Source organism: Sagittula sp. P11, assembly GCF_002814095.1.
GTDB lineage: Bacteria > Pseudomonadota > Alphaproteobacteria > Rhodobacterales > Rhodobacteraceae > Sagittula.
This window is the reverse complement of record NZ_CP021917.1, coordinates 62,841-82,610: the sequence shown is the minus strand read 5'-3', so window position 1 is coordinate 82,610 and position 19,770 is coordinate 62,841. Positions and strand designations below refer to the sequence as shown.

General features: G+C 66.4%; 17 protein-coding genes. 9 read left to right on the top strand and 8 right to left on the bottom strand.

Annotated elements, in window-relative coordinates; translation table 11 throughout:
* Nucleotide 1: 1 nt before the first annotated feature.
* Both CDO87_RS26950 and CDO87_RS26060 read right to left on the bottom strand, forming a co-directional pair.
* Entirely contained in the window at nucleotides 2–436 is a 435-nt protein-coding gene (locus CDO87_RS26950) for a hypothetical protein (protein WP_157815113.1), read from the bottom strand.
* A 67-nt stretch (nucleotides 437–503) separates the two neighbouring features.
* Complete coding sequence (locus CDO87_RS26060; RefSeq protein WP_100931548.1) at nucleotides 504–1,409, bottom strand: LysR family transcriptional regulator; 906 nt, start codon at nucleotides 1,407–1,409, stop codon at nucleotides 504–506.
* Nucleotides 1,410–1,504: 95 nt separating this feature from the next.
* Between CDO87_RS26060 and CDO87_RS26055 the strand changes: the two genes are divergently transcribed.
* The 3 genes from CDO87_RS26055 (at nucleotide 1,505) to CDO87_RS26045 (ending at nucleotide 3,889) form a co-directional block, all read left to right on the top strand.
* A complete protein-coding gene (locus CDO87_RS26055; RefSeq protein WP_100931547.1) occupies nucleotides 1,505–1,741 on the top strand; it encodes a hypothetical protein in 237 nt (78 codons plus the stop codon).
* Nucleotides 1,738–3,015: an FAD-binding oxidoreductase gene (locus CDO87_RS26050; RefSeq protein ID WP_100931546.1), complete on the top strand. Its 1,278-nt coding sequence runs from the start codon at nucleotides 1,738–1,740 to the stop codon at nucleotides 3,013–3,015. The genes CDO87_RS26055 and CDO87_RS26050 overlap by 4 nt, the downstream gene beginning before the upstream one ends.
* Before the next feature lie 103 nt (nucleotides 3,016–3,118).
* Nucleotides 3,119–3,889 carry a LysR family transcriptional regulator gene (locus CDO87_RS26045; protein ID WP_254698523.1) on the top strand — a complete coding sequence of 257 codons (771 nt, stop codon included), beginning with the start codon at nucleotides 3,119–3,121 and terminating at the stop codon, nucleotides 3,887–3,889.
* A 308-nt stretch (nucleotides 3,890–4,197) separates the two neighbouring features.
* Here CDO87_RS26045 and CDO87_RS26040 read toward each other — a convergent pair whose 3' ends face one another.
* Entirely contained in the window at nucleotides 4,198–4,905 is a 708-nt protein-coding gene (locus tag CDO87_RS26040) for an IclR family transcriptional regulator (protein ID WP_198521932.1), read from the bottom strand.
* A gap of 184 nt (nucleotides 4,906–5,089) precedes the next feature.
* On the opposite strand from CDO87_RS26040, the gene CDO87_RS26035 reads away from it, so the two are divergent.
* From CDO87_RS26035 to CDO87_RS26025, 3 genes are read left to right on the top strand one after another with little or no spacing between them, the layout of a single operon-like run.
* A complete protein-coding gene (locus CDO87_RS26035; protein ID WP_254698522.1) occupies nucleotides 5,090–6,733 on the top strand; it encodes a 4-hydroxyphenylacetate 3-hydroxylase N-terminal domain-containing protein in 1,644 nt (547 codons plus the stop codon).
* Nucleotides 6,700–7,314: an FAD synthetase family protein gene (locus CDO87_RS26030; RefSeq protein ID WP_100931544.1), complete on the top strand. Its 615-nt coding sequence runs from the start codon at nucleotides 6,700–6,702 to the stop codon at nucleotides 7,312–7,314. Before CDO87_RS26035 ends, CDO87_RS26030 begins: the two co-directional genes overlap by 34 nt.
* The gene (locus tag CDO87_RS26025; RefSeq protein WP_100931543.1) at nucleotides 7,311–7,796 is read left to right on the top strand and encodes a flavin reductase family protein; all 486 of its coding nucleotides are present in this window, start codon (nucleotides 7,311–7,313) and stop codon (nucleotides 7,794–7,796) included. Before CDO87_RS26030 ends, CDO87_RS26025 begins: the two co-directional genes overlap by 4 nt.
* A 199-nt stretch (nucleotides 7,797–7,995) precedes the next feature.
* On the opposite strand, the gene CDO87_RS26020 is transcribed toward CDO87_RS26025, so the two are convergent.
* Both CDO87_RS26020 and CDO87_RS26015 read right to left on the bottom strand, forming a co-directional pair.
* Nucleotides 7,996–8,853 carry an alpha/beta fold hydrolase gene (locus CDO87_RS26020; RefSeq protein WP_100931542.1) on the bottom strand — a complete coding sequence of 286 codons (858 nt, stop codon included), beginning with the start codon at nucleotides 8,851–8,853 and terminating at the stop codon, nucleotides 7,996–7,998.
* Nucleotides 8,850–9,224, bottom strand: a complete 375-nt coding sequence (locus tag CDO87_RS26015; RefSeq protein ID WP_100931541.1) for a hypothetical protein — start codon at nucleotides 9,222–9,224, stop codon at nucleotides 8,850–8,852. The genes CDO87_RS26020 and CDO87_RS26015 overlap by 4 nt, the downstream gene beginning before the upstream one ends.
* 231 nt (nucleotides 9,225–9,455) lie before the next feature.
* Between CDO87_RS26015 and CDO87_RS26010 the strand changes: the two genes are divergently transcribed.
* Nucleotides 9,456–10,325 carry an intradiol ring-cleavage dioxygenase gene (locus tag CDO87_RS26010; RefSeq protein WP_100931540.1) on the top strand — a complete coding sequence of 290 codons (870 nt, stop codon included), beginning with the start codon at nucleotides 9,456–9,458 and terminating at the stop codon, nucleotides 10,323–10,325.
* Nucleotides 10,326–10,400: 75 nt separating this feature from the next.
* Nucleotides 10,401–11,573, top strand: a complete 1,173-nt coding sequence (locus tag CDO87_RS26005; protein WP_100931539.1) for a muconate/chloromuconate family cycloisomerase — start codon at nucleotides 10,401–10,403, stop codon at nucleotides 11,571–11,573.
* Between the two features lie 147 nt (nucleotides 11,574–11,720).
* Here CDO87_RS26005 and CDO87_RS26000 read toward each other — a convergent pair whose 3' ends face one another.
* From CDO87_RS26000 to CDO87_RS25985, 3 genes are all read right to left on the bottom strand, one after another.
* Complete coding sequence (locus CDO87_RS26000) at nucleotides 11,721–12,608, bottom strand: LysR substrate-binding domain-containing protein (RefSeq protein ID WP_100931538.1); 888 nt, start codon at nucleotides 12,606–12,608, stop codon at nucleotides 11,721–11,723.
* Nucleotides 12,609–12,711: 103 nt separating this feature from the next.
* Complete coding sequence (locus CDO87_RS25990) at nucleotides 12,712–16,563, bottom strand: chemotaxis protein CheB (protein WP_254698521.1); 3,852 nt, start codon at nucleotides 16,561–16,563, stop codon at nucleotides 12,712–12,714.
* Complete coding sequence (locus CDO87_RS25985) at nucleotides 16,556–17,092, bottom strand: PAS domain-containing protein (RefSeq protein WP_198521931.1); 537 nt, start codon at nucleotides 17,090–17,092, stop codon at nucleotides 16,556–16,558. The genes CDO87_RS25990 and CDO87_RS25985 overlap by 8 nt, the downstream gene beginning before the upstream one ends.
* A gap of 227 nt (nucleotides 17,093–17,319) precedes the next feature.
* Here CDO87_RS25985 and CDO87_RS25980 point away from each other — a divergent pair, with 227 nt between their 5' ends.
* On the top strand, nucleotides 17,320–19,686 hold the full coding sequence (locus CDO87_RS25980) for a Tex family protein (protein ID WP_100931536.1): 2,367 nt from the start codon (nucleotides 17,320–17,322) through the stop codon (nucleotides 19,684–19,686).
* Nucleotides 19,687–19,770: the final 84 nt, after the last annotated feature.

The following is a 19,770-nucleotide window of genomic DNA, read 5'->3' as shown; positions in this document are numbered from 1 at the left end:
CTCATAAGGTCGGAATCAGTACACAGCAGTCAACTATACTCCATAACTGGAGATCATGGCGGGATTGGTTGAACCAGAAAACAGGTGCGGCGAACATCAGCCAAGGATGACCATCAAGGTTGTATGCCGCGGATGAAAGGCCTTGGTTTATTGATCGAACCACGTTGTTTTGCGTCGCCGGTCCGCCGCCTTCGTGACGCCCCGACGTCCCGGCTTTCTGGACCCTGTCGGACGCAGCGATCTGCCGTTCATCCGGACCGGCGGTCGGCTTCTGACCCATCTCGAAAGCCGACTCTCGCCAACAACCTTCGCTGTTGAAGCCGCCCGAAGACCCCATCCCGGAAAGCGCCGAAAGATCAGTACCGCCTCGGCAGAGCGGGATTGCCCCGGTCCAGGTGCCGCTGCAGGTCACATGAGGTGAAGTCGTGAGGGACACGGCCCTCTCTCAGGGGAACCTCAATCCGGGCGCGGTTCGGAAATTCCGGCCCATCACAATAAGTGTTTCAGGCGCTCGAGGCAGGTCGGACATCGCTGCGCCGCCGCAGGAACTCGATCAGCAGTCTCAGCTCGCCACTTGGCTCGGCCTCTTGGGGCCAGACAAGGTAGTAAAAGCTCCCCGGATCTTCGAATGCCGGGCCCACCTGCACCAGCCGGCCGGACTGAAGCTCCCGGTCGGCGAGGAAATCCGGCAGGAGCGCCGCGCCAAGGCCCGACGTCGCCGCGTTGGCAAGCGACAGGAACTGGTCGAACAGCGCGCCGCGCAGGTGGCCCGGCGCCACGTCCTGCTGCAGGAACCAGCTTTCCCAGGCGCCCGGCCGGCTCGACAGGTGCAGCAAGGGCATCCGGAGGAGATCGGCGGGGGTCACCGTATCGGGCAGGCCCGTGTCCGGGCGCGCGACCGGCACAAGGCGATTGCGCGCGAGGGGAAGAAATTCGACCCCCGGCCAGTCCGCGGTGCCAAAATGGACCGCCGCGTCGAATTTTTCCGCGGCGAAATCGAACGGGCTGTTCCGCGTGGTGCGGTTGATGTGCACCTCCGGGTGGGCTTGCAGGAACGCCCCCAGATGCGGATCGAGCCAACAGAACCCGAAGGTCAGCGGGATCGCCAGGCTCAGGGCATTTCGCTCGCCCGCAGCACGCAGCTGCAAGCTGGCCTGCGCCAGGTCGGCAAGACAGTCCCGCACGGACCGTGCGTAGCTGCGCCCCGCCGAGGTCAGGCGCAGCCCCTTGCCTTCACGGATCAGAAGTTTCACGCCCAGCTGATCCTCCAGGCTCTTCAGCTGACGGCTCACTGCCGAATGCGTCAGATCGAGATCCCGCGCCGCCGCGACAGCGGTCCCGAGGCGATCCACGGCCTCAAGCGCGCGCAGGCTGCTGATCGTCGGAAGAAAGCGTCGCGGGATCGACATGTGACAAAAGCTCCAAGGTTCGTGCGCACAAATCACTTTTCGGGCGCGCCTCCGTACGGCACTTTCTCATGAAATCCCATGGGAGACTTGCTCTGATGCAGACTGTTCCGACGTTCCGCCACGCGCAGAGAACTCATTCGTTGGAGGTTTCCGAAATCGTTCAGCTTCCGGACCGCGCCGCAAAGCTGAGCGCCTCTGGTCAGGTCACCGTCCTTTTGTGCAACAGCACGCCGGTGGTCCTGCCCTGCGACACGGACGACCGATTTCGCCTGACTGCCATAAAACTGGCCGCCTATCAGAAACAGCCGCTGGCAAAGGGAACAGCCCAATGAGCACGGCAGGAATTCTTTGGGAACACACGAACGGCGAGGGCATCCCCGAGACCCGGCTTTCGTCCGGCAAAGAGGCCGATCTCTTGGTGATCGGTGGCGGCTTCACCGGCTGCTCGGCCGCGCTTCAGGCCGCGCGGTCAGGTGCATCGGTGATAGTGCTCGAAGCCGAAACGATTGCCCATGGCGGCTCCGGCCGCAACGTCGGTCTGGTGAATGCGGGGCTGTGGCTGCCGCCGGACGATGTCGTGGCGACCATGGGTGAGGCTGCGGGCACGCGGCTGATCGAAGAGCTGGGCCAAGGCCCCGCGACGGTCTTTTCCCTCGTGCAGGAATTCGGGATCGCCTGTGAAGCGGTTCAGAACGGCACCCTGCATCTGGCGCATGCACCCGGCGGTTTCCGCGACCTCGAGAACCGCTATCGGCAGGGCAACCGCTTCGGGGCGCCCTTGCAGCTCCTGGATCGTGACGAAACCACCCGGCGCACGGGCAGCACCGAATTTCACGGCGCGCTTCTGGATCCAAGGGCGGGCACAGTGCAGCCCCGGGCCTTTTGCAACGGTCTGGCCCGGGCCGCCGTCGGACTGGGGGCGCAGATCTACCAGAACAGCCCGGTCACCCGGGTCGAACGCGCAGGGAAGTCCTGGCGAGTCCATGCCAATGGCGGGGTGGTCACCGCGCGGCGCATGCTTCTTGCGACCAACGCCTACCACACGCTGGCCGAAGGCGCTTATGCGCCGGAATACGTCGTGGTGAACTACTGTCAATTCGCCACGGCACCGCTGACCGAAGCACAGCGGGCAAAGGTCCTGCCCGGGCGCGAGGGATGCTGGGACACCGCGCTGGTCATGTCGTCGATCCGCACGGACGAAAGCGGCCGGCTCATCGTGGGGGGCATGGGAAACACCGACGGCCCGGCTGCGCAGATCCACGCACGATGGGCGCGCCGCAAGTTGCAACGCCTGTACCCCGAACTGGGCGACGTTCCGTTCGAGCACCACTGGCGGGGCAAGATCGCGATGACCAAGGACCATATTCCGAAGGTCGTCGAGTTTGGCCCCGACGCCTACGCCGTCTTCGGCTACTCCGGACGGGGCATTTGCCCAGGCACCGTCATCGGCACGGCTGCGGCCAAGGCGCTTCTGGGGGAAGGTCCCGACGCACTGCCTCTGCCGGTTGTCCGCAAGTACGCCGAACGGTTCAAGAAGCTGATGGGCGCCTATTACGAATTCGGTGCGTCGCTGACCCATGCAACCCGGCCCGGCCTCATGGGATGAGCCCATCGTGACGCTTGCATTCCTCGATCGGGTAGGTTTCGAGGTATGACGGGAACGGCGCCTGTGTCGCACAAGGCGCTTCCAGTCTGACGGAGCAGCGGCCATGACCACCCTTTCTCGACGGGAGCTTCCCGACATGCGGCTGTTGCAGACGTTCGAGAGCGCCGCGCGCCACGGCAACTTCACCCGCGCCGCAGACGAGCTCGCCCTGACGCAAAGCGCGGTCAGCCGACAAGTCCGCGAACTGGAGGAGCAGATCGGCCATCCCCTGTTCGAGCGGGTCCGTGGCCGGGTGATCATGACACCGACCGGCGAGACGTTTCTTCGGGAGGTCACACAGCTTCTGCGCATGGCCGAGGTCACCATGCGTCACGCCAAGGCCGCCGACGCGGGCCACACGCTGCTGACCATCAACGCCCTGCCGACCTTTGCCCAGCGATGGCTTGCGCCGCGTCTGGCGGACTACATCGGCAAGGCCCCGAACACGAGCTTCGACATCACCACGAGAAAGGGCCTGTTCAACCTGGCCGCAGAACAATGCGACCTCGCGATACACTTCGGCGACCCGAACTGGCCGGGGGCCAGGTGCATCTACCTGTGCAGCGAAATCGTCGTTCCGGTCGTGGGCGGTGCGCTGCGGCAGACGCGCGCCTCCGCGCCCGAGGACCTGATCGAAGCGCCCAAACTCGTCCTGTCGGAACGCCCAAACCTCTGGTCGGACTGGTTCGGGCGCTGCGGGGTCGACGCGCCCCTTACGCGCATCGCCCATACCTTCGACCAGTTCACGCTCACCATCGAGGCGGCGAAGGCCGGTCTCGGTATGCGCTTCTGCCCCGCTACCTCATCGAGAAGGAACTCGCCGACGGCGAGCTGAAGGTCGTTCTGGACGCGCCCCATGCAACGCAGAAAGCCTACCATATGGTGATCCCGGAAGGGCGCGAGGAAAAGGTGAAGCCGTTCTGCGACTGGCTTGTCGAACAGGTCCAGTTCCGCCCGCTGGCCCGGGGTAGCGCCCAAACCGGCCAACGGGTCTTCGATGGTGAGCGGCGCACGCAAATCCAGCTCTGTGTGGGCCATCTCCATACTCGTTGCTTTCCAGCACGACAGCGGAGATGCCCAATACATGTTTGAATGTGCCCCCGAGGGCAGCACAAGCGGATAATCCGTCTTATGTAACCCCCATCACACGGCGCATGACCCGAGGTCGGCGCTGATCCGGGCCGCCGCTGTCTGGCAGATCGTGCGGAACGCCCTTGGTTGTTCGTCGTATCGCGCCTTGGGAATGCAGAGGCTGACCGCCGCAAAGGGGATTTCCGTGTGGTTGCGCAAGAGCGCCGCCGTGCAGATCACGTCCCGCTCCGTCGCGACCGGCCCGGCGGCAAAGCCGTCGCGCGCCATTGCGGCGAGGTCCGTCTCGCGCCGTTCCGGCGGCAGCAGTGGCGTGCGCCCGTTGGCGTGGTCGGCGAAATAGGCCTCCTGCCGCGTGCGTCCGGCGACCGACAGGTGCAGCATGCCGACCGGCGTCTCGTGCGCGTCGAGGTCGTCGAGGATGCTGCGCGCCACCCGCAGCGCCTTGCCGCCCTCGATGGCATCCGCCACCACCAGCCGCGAGCGGTCCAGAACCGTCAGGTGCACCGTCTCCCCGTAATCGGCCACTAGCCGCTCCAGCGTCGGGCGGGCGGTGTCGACCAGGGCGGAGGTGTCGATCAGCACGCGGTAGAGAGAGGCGATCATCGGCCCCAGCCTGTACCGCCCCCGCGCGACGCGCTGCACCATCCCGATCTTGCGCAAACCGTCCATCAGGTCGTGCGTTCCGCTCGTCGACAGGTTCATCCGACGCGCGATGTCCGACAGACCCAGCTCAGGCTCCTTTTCGGAGAACAGCCGCATGATATTCCCGACTTTCCGGATAGTCCCCATGTTCACTCCTTCTCAACTGATTACTCATTCACACTATCCGGTAATAACGGATAAACTCACGGTATGGTCCGATACCTTTAGGCAATGCCGGATTTGACCTTTCATACCCTCCAACCCGATCAGCGATTTCCGGACGGGTCCAAGGGAGGACAAGATGAAAGATCACACCACACAGGGCACCGCACCCTACACCGGCGCCGAATTCCTCGAAAGCCTTCAGGACGGACGCTGTGTCTATGTCCATGGCGAGCGGGTCAAGGACGTCACGAAGCATCCCGCATTCCGCAACTCCTCGCGCATGGTGGCGCGCTGGTACGACAAGCTGAACGCGCAGAAGGACACGCTTGGACGGCCCACCGACACCGGGTCGGGCGGCTGGACGCACCCGTTCTTCCTGGGGCCGAAATCGGCAGAGGACCTGATCGCCGGCCGCGACGCCATTGCCGAGACGCAGCGCGTGGCGAACGGCTGGATGGGCCGCGCACCGGACTACAAGGCGGCCTTCCTCGGCACGCTCGGCGCGAACAGCAGCTTCTACGGCGAATACGCCGAGAACGCGAAGATGTGGTACGCCCGCACGCAGGAGCGGCTGGACTACTGGAACCACGCCATCGTCAATCCGCCGATCGACCGTCACCTGCCCATCGAGGAAACCGGCGACGTCTACATGCAGGTGGAGAAGGAAACCGATGCGGGCCTGATCGTGTCGGGGGCCAAGGTGGTCGCCACCGGCTCGGCGCTGACGCATTACAACTTCATCGCCCACTACGGCATTCCCATCAAGGAGAAGAGGTTCGCCCTGATCTTCACCGCGCCCATGGGCGCCGAGGGGGTGAAACTGATCTCGCGCGCCTCCTACGAACTGAACGCGGCGGTGATGGGCACACCCTTCGACTACCCGCTGTCGAGCCGCCTGGACGAGAACGACTCCATCCTCGTCTTCGACAAGGTGCTGGTCCCGTGGGAGAACATCTTCATCTATGGCGACGTGGAGAAGATCAACGCCTTCTTCCCGGCCTCGGGCTTTGTCCCGCGCTTCACCCTGCACGGCGTGACGCGGCTGGCGGTCAAGATGGATTTCATCTCCGGTCTTTTCTCCAAGGCACTGGAGGCGACGGGCTCCGGCGTCTTCCGCGGCCCGCAGACGGCGGTGGGCGAGGTCATCGCCTGGCGCAACCTGTTCTGGGGCCTCTCGGACGCGATGGTGAAATCGCCCGTCGCGTGGGAAGGCACCAGCGGCTACGTCCTGCCCAACATCAACTACGGCCTCGCCTACCGGGTCTTCGCGCCCATGGCCTACAGCCGGATCAAGGAGCTGATCGAGCGGCACGTGGCCTCCGGCCTGATCTACCTGCCCTCCTCGGCGATGGACTTCGGTTCAGAAGAGATCCGCCCCTACATCGACCGCTTCGTGCGCGGGTCGAACGGCATGGTCGCCGTGGACCGGGTGAAGCTGCTGAAGCTGCTCTGGGACGCGATGGGCTCCGAATTCGGCGGGCGGCATGAACTTTACGAAAGCAACTACGCCGGCAACTACGAAAACATCCGCATCGAGACCATGCTGACCGCGCAGGCGACCGGCGAGATGGAGATGATGCAGAACCTCGTGGAAGAGTACATGTCGGAATACGGCCTCGACGGCTGGAACGTGGCCGACATGATCAACCCGTGGGACGTGAACCGCCTCAGGGCGGCTTCCAGTAAATCCTCCCGGATGCGGTCCGCCGGGCTTGGCGGGCCGCGTCTGACAGGCAAGAGGCCACCATGGATTTTCAGGCAGAACAGACACGCATCGTGACGGACTGGCAGGCGTCCCTGCCCGCCTCCGTCATGGCCATCGGCGCCTTCGACGGCGTGCATCGCGGCCACCAGGCGCTGATCCGCGGCGCGGTGGATCAGGCGCGGAGGGCACATGTCGCCTCCGTCGTCTGGACCTTCGACCCGCCGCCCAAGGTGGTCTTTGGCCGCGCCGCACAGCTTTGCCCGCTGGACGAGAAGCTGGCCCGCATCGCCCGGCTTGGCCCGGACATGATCGTGGTCGCCCGCTTCGACCGTCTCTATGCCGCCCGAAGCGCCGACACCTTCCTGCGCGACCTGGCCCGGGTGAACCCACAGGTGATCCACGTCGGCGCGGACTTCCGGTTCGGGCACCGGCAGTCCGGCGACACCGCCCTCTTGTCGCGCCATTTCAACGTCAACATCGCGCAACCCGTGATCTGCGCGGCGGGCGAAACCGTATCGTCCACACGCATTCGCGCCCTACGTGCAGACGGGAGACTGGCAGAGGCCCGCGCCCTGCAAGGCCCCTTCGAGGGCGCCGCCTGCCTGACCGGGCGGATGCTGACCCAGGACCTGAGATTTCAGGAGACGACGCCATGAACGCGCGCTTCGAACATATCGACCCCCGCGCCCTGCGCGACGCCTGCGGCGCCTTCGCCACCGGCGTGACGGTGATTTCCACCCGAACGGATGAAGGCGACCACGGCATGACCGCCAACGCCTTCATGTCGGTGTCTCTGGACCCGCCGATGATCGCGATCTCGCTGGACCACAAGTGCAAGCTCCTGGACAAGGTGCGCGCCTCCGGCCGCTATGCGGTCAGCATCCTCTCCGACGAAATGGAGAAGCTGGCCATGCACTTCGCCGGGCGTTTCGACCCCGACCACGCCGATCCCTTCGTGGAGCTGGACGGCCTGCCCGTCGTGCCCGGCGCCGCGTCGGTCTTTGTCTGCGACGTGGCGCAGGACGTGAAGGCCGGGGATCACGTGGTGTTCATCGGACAGGTGACCCGCCTCGAACGCGCGTCGGGGGCCCGCCCGCTCCTTTTCCATGGCGGCAAGTTCGGCGGCCTGGCCGACTGAGGCCTGCCTCGCGCGCCGTCAATGCAAGAGACTGCGCGCGAGGTCATGCATGACATGGTCCCGACAATGCCGGGCGCCGCACCCCCCGGACACGCAATCCATGCAGACCCCAAGCCTCACCCCGACCGGAAGCCTTAAAGGAAAAGCGGCCGCAAAAAACAGGCCGCCCCCTTCCATCCCATGTCAGGCAAGCGCCGCCCTACTCCGCCGCAGCCGCCCGTGCCCCCGTCACCCGCGCCAGCCCGTCGACAAAGAACGGGCGGAAGCCGTCGGGATGCTCGCTCATCGGGAAATGCCCCACCTCCTTCATCACCGAAAGCGTCGCGCCCGGGATCTGGTCGGCGGTGCGCTTGGCATCCTCCGGCGTGCAGGTGAAGTCATAGGCACCCACGATGAAATGCACAGGCGTCCGGGTCGTATCGATCCGGTGAAGCTGCCCCACGAGGCTGTCGTCCTGCGTGTAAAACGAGAGATCGCCCCGGAACACTCCCGGCCCCGACTGCATGAACATCCACAGGGTGTTCCAGCGCTCCGCCAGCGGCGCATAGGGCGAGATGTTGGTCGACACCAGCGCCGCCCCCATCTCTCCGCCATGCGCGTCGGGCCGGTGGAACCAGTCGATGTCGTACCACGCCGGCTGGAAATCCGACGCCTCGATGGCCAGGAAGGCCCGGAACGCCTCCGGATGATGCACCGCCAGTTGCAGCGCGATCCGCCCGCCCATCGACACGCCCGCCAGCACCGGCCTGTCCAGCCCCAGCGCCGCCGAGACAGCAAGGACGGTCTGCATGTAGACCTCCGTCGTCAGCAGGTATTCCTCGGTCTGGAAGCCCTCCGGCGGCAGCGATTTCCCGTGCCACGGCATGTCGAAGGCGATGACCCGGTGCAACGCTGTGATCTCCGCATCGTTCAGGATGTGCCGCCACTGGCGCGTGTCCGACCCGGCGGTGTGCAGGCACAGCACCGGCTGCCCCTGCCCCGCTTCCTCGAAGTAGATGCGCTGGCTCCGCCCCGCGACCTCGACCGTCACGTACCGTCCGCAAATCGGCTCGATCATGCGTTCACTCCTTCACGTCCAAGGGCCAGGACCTCCTTGAAGAACCGCAGGTTCTTCACGAGGCACAGCATGTCGCCGACGATCTCCGCCCGGCCGATCTTCACCATGGCAAAGATGTCGTGGAACCCCGGCGCGGGCCGTGCGGTCCAGAAGGCACGCAGCGCGTCGGCATCCGTCATCAGGCCGAAACGGTACGGCGTCTTCTTCGACGGCCCATCAACGATCCGGTCGATGTGCCCCTTCTCGAACACCAGGTAGAATTCCTGCCCGTCCACCTTCAGCAGCACGGTTTCCGAAAACAGCGCGCCCAGGCGATGAAGATGCGGGCTGCGCTCAAGCTCTGCCGTGATCCGTGCCAGCGTGTCGTGCATGGGTCCTCCCCTGTCAGGCCCTGTTCCAGTCGCGCGCAGCATGGCGCGCCGCACAGCGGGCCGAAAGGTATGACGCGATACCCTCCAAGGCGACACGGCCAAGACCTTTTCGATATCGCCCGATACCCGGCCCCCGGCTTCCCCGATGCCCGGCAAGGGTGCACAGTCGCCCCACCAGACACCACCGGCACCCCAGCCGCCCCGACAAGACGCAATAGGAGGAGGACCCCAATGCGCAACGTGACCGTAGAGAACGTCACCGACGTCGTCGTCGACGCCATCGGCGCCAGCAGCGACATTCCCGCCCGCCAGAAGGAGATCATGACCGCGCTGGTCAAGCACCTGCACGGCTTCTGCAAGGACGTGAACCTGACGCATGGCGAATTCATGCAGGCCTGCGATTTCCTCGCCCGGGCCGGGGCCGTGTGCTCCGACAAGCGGCAGGAGTTCATCCTGCTGGGCGACATCCTCGGCGTCGAGGTGCTGTGCGACATGCTGTCGAACCCGACCCCCAACGGCGAGACCACCGGTACCGTGCTCGGCCCCTTCTTCCGCGAGAACGCCCCGATCCTGCCGCACGGCGCCTCCATCGTGCAGAAGCACTTCGATGACGAGGAATCGGTCTTCGTCGAGGGCTACGTGAAGGACGCCTCCGGCACCCCGATCGCCGGCGCGATCATCGACGTCTGGGAAGACGCACCCAACGGCCTTTATGAAAACCACGACCCGGAGCAGCCGGAATACAACCTGCGCGGCCGGTTCGAGACCGACGAGAACGGCTATTACGCCTACCGCGCCCTGCGCCCGGTGCCCTACCCGATCCCGTCCGACTGGACCGCGGGCGAGATGATCGCCTACATGGGCCACCACACCATGCGCCCGGGCCACATCCACGTCGTCGTCAACAAGGAGGGCTACCGCCCGCTGGTGTCGCAGATTTACGACGCCTCCTCCGACTACCTCGACAACGACTCGGTCTTCGCCGTGAAGGAGAACCTGATCGGCGAGTTCCGCAAGGCCGACGCCGACCACGGCACCGACCTCTACGTGCAGTTCGACTTCGTGCTGGCCGACCAGAAGCTGGCCATGGCCGCCGAGTGACGGCCTGCCCCGCGCGGCGGAGAGCCGCCGCGCGGGTCCCCACCAGACCCAATTCCCGACGACAGGACCCCGGACATGAGCGCATCCCGCACGGCAGCGGTTGTAGACCTTGGCGGCGCGACCGCCCGCGGCACCGCCATCAAGGCGATCAGGACGCGCATCGTCGATTGCGTCACCACCCGGCGCCACAAGCTGTCGAACACCGAGCTGACCCACCAGTCCTTCGTCATCGTGGAGGCGACGCTGGCCGACGGCACCATGGGCTACGGCGAGGCCAGCACCCTCGGCGGCCCCCGTTGGTCCGAGGAAAGCGTGGAGGCGATCAAGGCCAACATCGACACCTATATCACGCCGGCGCTGCTGGACGGCTCCGCGCTCGACTTCGAACTGAACGCGCTGAAGATGAAGAAGGCGGTCAGCCGCAACACCTCCGCCCGCGCCGCGGTCGAGGGGGCGCTTTACGATGCCGCCGGCAAGTCGCTCGACCTGCCCGCCACAGCCTTCCTTGGCGGCACGGTCCGTGACCGGATCGAGGTGCTCTGGGCCCTCGCCTCGGGCGACGCCGAGCAGGAGATCGAGGAAGCGCAGGCCAAGCTCGCCGCCCGCCTGCACCGCCGCTTCAAGATCAAGCTGGGCTTCCACGAACCGCGCGAGGACATGATCCGCCTCCGTCGCATCATGTCGGCCATGCCCGCGGGCACGGAAATGGTCGTCGACATCAACCAGGGCTGGTCGGAGGCCACCTTCATCCGCTACGCCCCGGAGCTGGCCGAGATGGGCATCGCCCTGATCGAACAGCCGCTGAAGCCCGGCCTGCTGCACGCCACCGCCCGCGTGGCGCAGCGCAGCCCGATCCCGATCATGACCGACGAGGCCGCCTTCTCCACGCAGGACCTCGTGCAGAACGCCGTGGCCGCCACCGGTTCGGTCTACTCGCTCAAGCTGGTGAAATCCGGCGGCCTGCAAGAGATGAAGCGCGCCGCGGCCGTCGCCAGCGCCTTCGGCCTCGAACTCTACGGCGGCTGCCTGCTCGAATCCGGCATCGGCGCCGCGGCCCACCTGGCCGTCTTCGCCACGCTGCCCACGCTGGAATGGGGCTGCGAACACTTCGGCCCCTCGATCCTGCAACGCGACCTGACCAAGAGCGGCATCATTTACCGCGACTTCCACATCGAAACGCCCAAGGGTCCCGGCCTCGGCATCACGGTGGACCCCGACGCGCTCGACGCCGCCACCCGCAAGTCCTGACCCGTCACAAACGGGCCCTACCCCCTTCATCTTGGCGGCAAATACCTCGGGGGGCTCCGCAGGAGCGGGGGCAGCGCCCCCTCCCCCGTCCCAATCTCCAATGACACGCGGAACCCGGCGCCCACGCCCACGCCCACGGCCGCCCCCTCAGTGCCCGCGCCGGAACTTCCGCGCCACATCGAAGAACTGCGCCACCTGCGCCGACTGGTTGTCGCGCCGGGCGTGGATGGTCAGCGCGGTCCCGGGGTTGTAGCCTTCGTAGCTGCGGAAGAACACGCCGGGGCGCGAGGTCCGCGACACGCTCTCCGGCACGACCGAGATGCCCACCCCCACCGACACGAGGCTGATCGCCGTCTGGTAATCCTGCGCCAGTTCCAGCGCCGCTGGCTCGAACCCTTCCTTGCGGCAGATGCTCAGCACGAAATCCGCATAGCTGGGACGCGGCCTGCGCGGATAAAGCACGAAGGTCTGGCTGCCGAGCTCCGAAAAGACGATCTTCTTGCGCTCCGCCAGCTCGCTGTTGTCGGGGATGGCCAGGATCAGGTCTTCCTGCGCCAACGGTTCGCGCCGCAGTTCGTCGTCCTTCAGGCTGGGCCGGGCGACGGCCACGTCGATCTCGCGCTGCACAAGCGCGGAATGCAGTTCGGCATTGTTCATCGCCGACAGCGCCAGTTCCACCTTGGGATAGAACGAGCGGTAGGACTTTATGAGATTGGGCAGCACCCCGTGCGAGGCCGATCCGACGAAGGCCACGCGCAGCCGCCCGACACCGCCCTCGCCGACCTGCCGGGTCTCCTTGTAGGCAGCCTCCAGCCGGTCGACCAGCGCGCGGGCGTGGCGTTCCAGCACCTCGCCCGCCTGGGTCTTGCGGATCTGGCTGCGCGAGCGGTCGAAAAGCTGGGCGCCGATCTCCGCCTCCAGCGCGGCGATCTGGCGGGACAGCGGCGGCTGGGCGATTTCAAGACGGGAAGCGGCGCGGCCGAAGTGCAATTCCTCGGCCACCGCCAGAAAATACCTGAGACGACGCAGTTCCATGGCATCCCTCCCTCAGACCTAGAAGGTATGGGCGGTGCGCTCACGATACAACTGCGATCATGGTCGGACGGGCGCCCTGCACACGCCCCGGACACGCGTGGCGTCAGCCTGTCGCCTGCTCGCTGGCAGCTTCGGATGCGGCGAGGGTCAGCGCCTTCATCAGGGTGCGCGCGTCGGTGGGCTTGGGACAGTGCATCGCGCCGGGAAAACGCGCGACGACCTCGTCCTCGATCAGGTGGCCGGAATGGAAGATCAGCGGCACACCCGCCCGGTCCAGCCGTTCGGCCACCGGAAAGACGTCGCCGTCCCGCAGACGCACGTCCAGAACGGCGGCCACCGGCACAACATCCTCAAGGGCGTCCAGCGCAACGGACACGCGGGCAAACGGGCCGCACACCTCGAAGCCGCCATCCTCGATCATCATCTGGATGTCCATGGCGACGATCGCTTCGTCCTCGCACAACAACACGACCCCGCGCTGCTCTTCTGCTATGTCATTTCTTGTTTTCATAGTTAAGGCGTGTCCTGCGCATCCATTCGGTCTGCTCCACTTCGATGCGTCCGTCCAGTTGTGCGGCGGACATCTGCATGAGCGTGGAACCGAACCCTTTCTTTTCCTTCGACGGCTTAACCGCCGGAACGTCGTATCGTTCCGTCCAGTCGAGCACGACTTCGCTACCGTGTTCCAAAGACCACGAAACGTTGAGGCTGCCGTCCACGGCCCAAGCACCCCGTACTTCGCCGTGTTGGTCGCCAGTTCATGGAACATCAGCGACAAGGTGGTCAGCGTTTCGGGCGTCAGGGGCACTGCAGGCCCATCGACCGTCACCGAGGCATGACCGGCGTAGGGCTCCACCGCGCCCTCGACCGCGTCGGTCAGCGTCAGCCGGGTGCCCGCCGGTGCGCGGTGCGTCAGGTTGTGGGACCGCGCCAGCGCCCCGATCCGTGCCGTCACGCCCTCGACGAGATCCGGAACGGTCTCCGCCGAATGCCCGGCGATGCGCACCATGCCCGAGATGATCGAGAACAGGTTCTTCACCCTGTGGTTCATCTCGTGCAGCATGACCTCGCGCACCTGCCGCGCCTCTTCCTCCTCGGTGATGTCGAAGATCACGCCCAGCGTCCGCAGGCCCTGGCTGCGGTGCAGGCGTCGTCCGACAAGCTGCACCGACCGCGCGTGCCCGCCCTCGGCCGACGGCAGGGTGAAGGTCAGCGAGAACGGCAGCTTCGTGTCGCTGTTCTCCAGCGCCTCCTGCGCTTCGTTCCAGCTGTCCTCCGGCAGATGCGCAAGGAAGGCCGCAACCTCCATTTCCTCCGCCTCGACCCCCAGAAGCTGCGCGCCGATCGTGTCGAAGCGGATCGTGTCGCCGGTGCGCGAGAGTTCCCAGACCCCCAGCCCGGCCACGTCCAGCGCCATGCGCAGGCGTTCGCCCTCGGTCTTCAGGTCGTCCTCCAGCCGCAGCGCCTCCGTCAGCTCGGAGAACACCAGCGTCACGCCGTCGATCCGGTCCTCGCGCTTGCGATAGGGCGTCACCACCAGCGACCACGTCCGGTGTTCATCCGCATCCGCCACCGTCAGGGTCTGCTCTTCGCCCGTCTCCATGACGTGACGGATGGCCGACAGCACCTTCGCATCCTCGCCGATGCGGCTGGTCATCTCCGACAGCGGCCGCCCGCGGTCGCCATGCCGCAGCGGATAGACCGACTGGATGGCGTCGGTGAAGTTGCGGATGCAGCCGTCGGCATCGAGCATCACCAACGGCAGCGCGGTGGAGGAAAAGAAGTTCGACAGGTCCGCGTTGGCGACCGACAGGGCGTCGACCTTGTCCTTCAGTTCGTCGTTGACGGTGGCCAGCTCCTCGTTGGTCGACTGGAGCTCCTCGTTCATCGACATCATTTCTTCGTTGGAGCTCTTCAGCTCCTCGTTCGCAGTTTCCAGTTCCTCGACCGTGGTGTGCAGCCGCGCCCGGGTGGAGCGCAGCTCGTTCTCAAGGCTCTGCACGTGGCTGTCGGCAGCGTCCACGTCCTCGATCTCGTACTCGTGCGCCGGGTCGAAACGGTCACGCTCGCGGAAGACCAGAAGGATGGTGCCGTCGCTCAGCGGATCGCCGATCAGGTCGAAACGCTGTTTCCCGAACTCCGAATTGGCGGTCAGGTCGCGGCTGATCGTGCGCTTGCCGGACTGCGCCACCTGCCGCACGATGGCCGAGATCGCCTCGCGCACGCCGGGCAGCGCGATCGACGCCGCGAACTGTGCCGACTGGTGCCCCGGCTGCATTTCGAGGTAGCGCCCCAGCCGCCCGGTGGAATTCAGCACCTCGCCCTGCCGTGACACCTGCAGCGTCGCCGGGCCGTAAACGTCGAGGATGCGATCATGCACCGAATCGTCCGACCAGTCGACGCGTGTCGCCCGCCTGTCGGTGTCGTCCTCCTGCTGCCGCCTGCCCCGCTCGCTCTGCCGCGGCTGGTTGCGCAGGTGCAGCGGATACTCCGGGCGCGCATCGTTGCGCTCGAAGATGCGGGCCTGCGCGTCCAGCGGGTTGAACAGGTGGTCGTGACGGCCCAGCGATTCCGACGGGCCGAGGAACAACGCGGCGCCCGGCCGCAGGGCGTAGTGGAAGATCGGCATGACCGCCGCCTGCAGCTTGTCGCCGAAGTAGATCAGCAGGTTGCGGCAGGACAGCAGGTCGATGCCGGAAAACGGCGGGTCACGCACGACGCTGTGCACCGAAAAGCGGATCATCTCGCGGATGCGCGAGGTGACCTGGAACTTGCCGTCCCGCGCGATGGTGTAAAGCTCGCGCATCTCCTCGGGGATGTCGGCCATGGCGGCGTTGGGATACAGCCCGTTGCGCGCGATCCCCAGCATCCGCTCGTCGATGTCGGTGGCGAAGACCTGGATGTCGATGGTCCGCCGCTGTTCGCGCACTTCCTCGGCAAAGAGCATGGCGATGGAATAGGCCTCCTCGCCGCTCGAGCAGCCGGGCACCCAGACGCGGATCTCTTCCTTGCGGGAATTGCGCACCAGCGGTTTCACCACCTTCTGCCGCAGCATGTCGAAATGCGCCGGGTCGCGGAAAAAGCGGGTCACGTTGATCAGCAGCTCGCGGAACAGGATCTCGCATTCCTCCGGGGTGGACCGGATGTAGCGCAGGTAGGCGTTCGCGTCGTCGAGGTCGAGCACCTGTATGCGCCGCTGCACCCGCCGCGTCAGGGTCGACTTCTTGTAGCCGGAAAAGTCGTGCCCGGCGGTCGTGCGCACCACGGTGCAGATGTCGTCCAGCGTCTCCTCGACGGTCCGGGCCAGCGCATCCTCCGCCCCGTTGAAGGCGGCCTTGGCAAAGAACTGCTGGATGGTCTCGGTGATCTCGTTCGGGCGCAGCACGAAATCCACCAGCCCCGTGGACCGCGCCGAGGTCGGCATGCCGTCGTACTTTGCCGTCTCCGGGTCCTGCACCACGCACAGACCGCCGTGTTCCTTGATCGCCCGCAGACCGGCGCTTCCGTCCGCGCCGGTGCCCGACAGGATCACGCAGGCGGCATTGCGGCCCATGTCCAGCGCCAGGCTTTCGAAGAAATCGTCGATGGGCCGCCGCAGGCCGCGCGGCTGCGCGAAATCCGTCAGCTTCAGCACACCCTTGTCGATCGACAGCCCGTGGCCCGGCGGAATGATGTGCACACAGCCCGGGCGCACCTGTTCGCCGTCCTCGGTCTGGCGCACCTCCAGCGTCGTGTGGCGGCCCAGAAGCTCGGCCAGCAGGCTCTCGTGGTTGGGGTCGAGATGCTGCACCACCACGAAGGCCAGCTGGCAGTCCTGACCGGCGGTGCTCAGCATGTCGCGCAGCGCCTCCAGCCCGCCGGCCGACGCGCCGACGCCTACGACAAACAGCGCCTCCGCGTCCTTCGATGCCTTCTGCGCCTCTCCGTCCTCGCCCACCGGCAGCCCCTCATTCATCGAGAGACAGCCTTGCCATGAGCGCGATGGAATCCGCGATGGCCTGGGCAGAGCCCTGCATCGCCAGCCCGAATTCCTGCCCCATGGCCTCGATGTCGCTCAGGTTGCGCCGCAGGCGCGCATCGTGTGCCACAAGCTGGCGACGCTGGTCGGCATTGGTCATGTCGAACTGCGACGCGAGGATTAACCGCGTGTCCCCGGCGCTGTTGCGCAGCCGGGACATCAGGACGAGGTTGCGGAACAGCGACCCGTCCTTGCGATAGTTCATCACCGGAAAGCGGCCGCTGTCCTGGCTCGGATCGTGCACGAAATCGTGAAGCGCCTGCACCTGCTCGGCCGAGGTCTCCTCGCCCTGCAGGAAGCGGCAGTTGCGCCCTTCCACCTCATCCGGCTCGTAGCCCGTCAGCTTGGTGAACCCGCTGTTGACCAGCGCAAGCGGCACGTCGCCATCCTGCGTCGAAAGGGACAGTGCGACCCCTGACTTCTCGATATAGGCCTGCAACTTCGCAGGCAGAATGTCGCTACTCATTCCGTCCAGTGGTTCCTTGGAGCGTGGTTCACTGATCCAAGTTATGTGTTGCATTTGAGATGTCGAGCAAGCCCGCGCGTCAACTTCTTTGGTCGCAGGGGAACGAAAGCCGGGATTGCAACTCTTCGCCCGCCGGCATTTCACCTCTTGGCGCACCCCCCCGCAAGGCACTAAACGGGGTCTCCGGGCCGCGACCCGGCCCGAACCGGCAGGACAGGAGGCATCCTTTGGACCAGACCGCCACGCGCATCAACCGCACCATCGCAACCGAGATCGCCGCCCGCGAGGAGCAGGTCTCGGCCGCCGTGTCCCTTCTGGACGGCGGGGCCACCGTGCCCTTCGTGGCGCGCTACCGCAAGGAAGTCACCGGCGGGCTGGACGACACGCAACTCCGCACGCTGGCCGACCGGCTGTCTTACCTGCGCGAGATGGAGGCCCGCCGCGCCACCATCCTCGGGTCGATCAGGGATCAGGGCAAGCTGACCGACGACCTCGCCCGTGCCATCGCGCAGGCCGACACCAAGGCCGCGCTCGAAGACATCTACCTGCCCTACAAGCCCAAGCGCCGCACCAAGGCGATGATCGCCCGCGAAAACGGGCTCGAACCGCTCCTGCGCGCGATCCAGGAAAACCGCACCGCCGATCCGCAGAAGCTGGCCGAAGCCTACACCGGCGAAAACGTCGAGACGGTGAAGGCCGCGCTGGAAGGCGCCCGCGACATCCTCGCCGAAGAGCTGACCGAAAACGCCGCCCTCCTCGGCGGCCTGCGCGATTTCATGATGCGCGAGGCCCGCATCTCCGCCCGCGTGCAGCCCGGCAAGGAAGAGGCCGGCGCCAAGTTCTCCGACTACTTCGACCACGTCGAGAACTGGGCCACCATCCCCTCGCACCGCGCGCTCGCCATCCTGCGCGCCGCCAAGGAAGAGATCGTCACCATCGAGATCGCCCCGGACCCGGAAACCGGCGCCGAGCGCGCGGTCAACATGGTGGCCTCGGCCATCGGCATCCCCGGCGACGGCGCGGGCGACAAGTGGCTGCGCGATGCGGCGGGCTGGACCTGGCGGGTAAAACTGTCGCTGTCGATGTACGTCGACCTGCTTTCCGAGCTCCGCCGCCGCGCGCATGAAGAGGCCATCGCCGTCTTCGCCCGCAACCTTAAGGACCTGCTGCTGGCCGCGCCCGCCGGGAACAAGGCGACGCTGGGCCTCGACCCCGGCATCCGCACCGGGGTGAAGGCCGCCGTGGTGGACGCCACCGGCAAGCTGCTGGAGACCGCGACACTCTACCCCTTCCAGCCGAAGATGGACCTGCGCGGCGCGCAGGCGAAGATCGTCGAGATGGTAAAGCGGCACGGCGTCGCCCTGATCGCCATCGGCAACGGCACCGCCAGCCGCGAAACCGAACGCATGGTCGCCGACACGCTGAAGATGATCGAGGGCCCGAAACCCACCAAGGTCGTCGTGTCCGAGGCCGGCGCCTCGGTCTACTCCGCCTCCGAACTGGCGAGCCGAGAGTTTCCCGATCTCGACGTGTCGCTGCGCGGCGCGGTGTCCATCGCCCGCCGCCTGCAGGACCCGCTGGCCGAGCTGGTGAAGATCACCCCCGAAAGCATCGGTGTCGGCCAGTACCAGCACGACGTCGACCAGCGCCGCCTGAGCCAGGCGCTCGAAGCGGTGGTCGAGGACGCGGTGAACGCCGTTGGCGTCGATCTCAACATGGCCTCCGCCCCGCTCCTGAGCCACGTCGCGGGCCTTGGTCCCAGCCTCGCGCAGGCCATCGTGACCCACCGCGACGCCAACGGCGCCTTCGAGTCCCGCAAGGCGCTGCTGAAGGTCACCGGCCTCGGACCCAAGGCTTTCGAGCAATGCGCGGGCTTCCTGCGCATCCGCGACGGGAAGGAGCCGCTCGACGCCTCCTCCGTCCACCCCGAAGCCTACGACGTCGCCCGCCGCATCGTGCAGGCCTGCGGGCGCGACATCCGCGCGATCATGGGCAGCCCCGAGGCGCTGAAAGGCGTCCGCGCCGAACAGTTCGTCGACGACCGCTTCGGCCTGCCGACCGTGCGCGACATCCTTTCCGAACTGGAAAAGCCCGGCCGCGACCCGCGTCCCAGCTTCAAGACCGCGACCTTCACCGACGGGGTGGAGGAGATCAAGGACCTCAAACCCGGCATGATGCTGGAAGGCACCGTCACCAACGTCGCGGCCTTCGGCGCCTTCGTCGACATCGGCGTGCATCAGGACGGGCTCGTCCACGTCAGCCAGCTCGCCGACCGCTTCGTCAAGGACCCGCACGAGGTGGTGAAGGCCGGCGATGTGGTGAAGGTCCGCGTGACGGAGGTCGACATCCCCCGCAAGCGCATCGGCCTGACGATGCGCAAGGACGGCGGCGGGCGCGATGACCAGCCCCGCCGCGACGGCGCCGCGAAACCCGGCGGACGGCCCGGCCCCGGCGGCCCCAAGGGTCCGAAAGGCCCCGGCGGTCCCAAGGGCCAGCCGCCGCGCGGCAAGGGCCCGCAGGGCGGCGGCAATCCGGCCTCGGGCGGCACCGGCGCACTGGGCGACGCGCTCATGGCGGCGATGCGCAAGAAGTGACCCGGCCCTGTCCATTGCGACCTTAGACTGAATCGGCGCCCCGCGCCGGTTTCGCTAGACTCCTCCCAAAACCGCCGCAGCGCG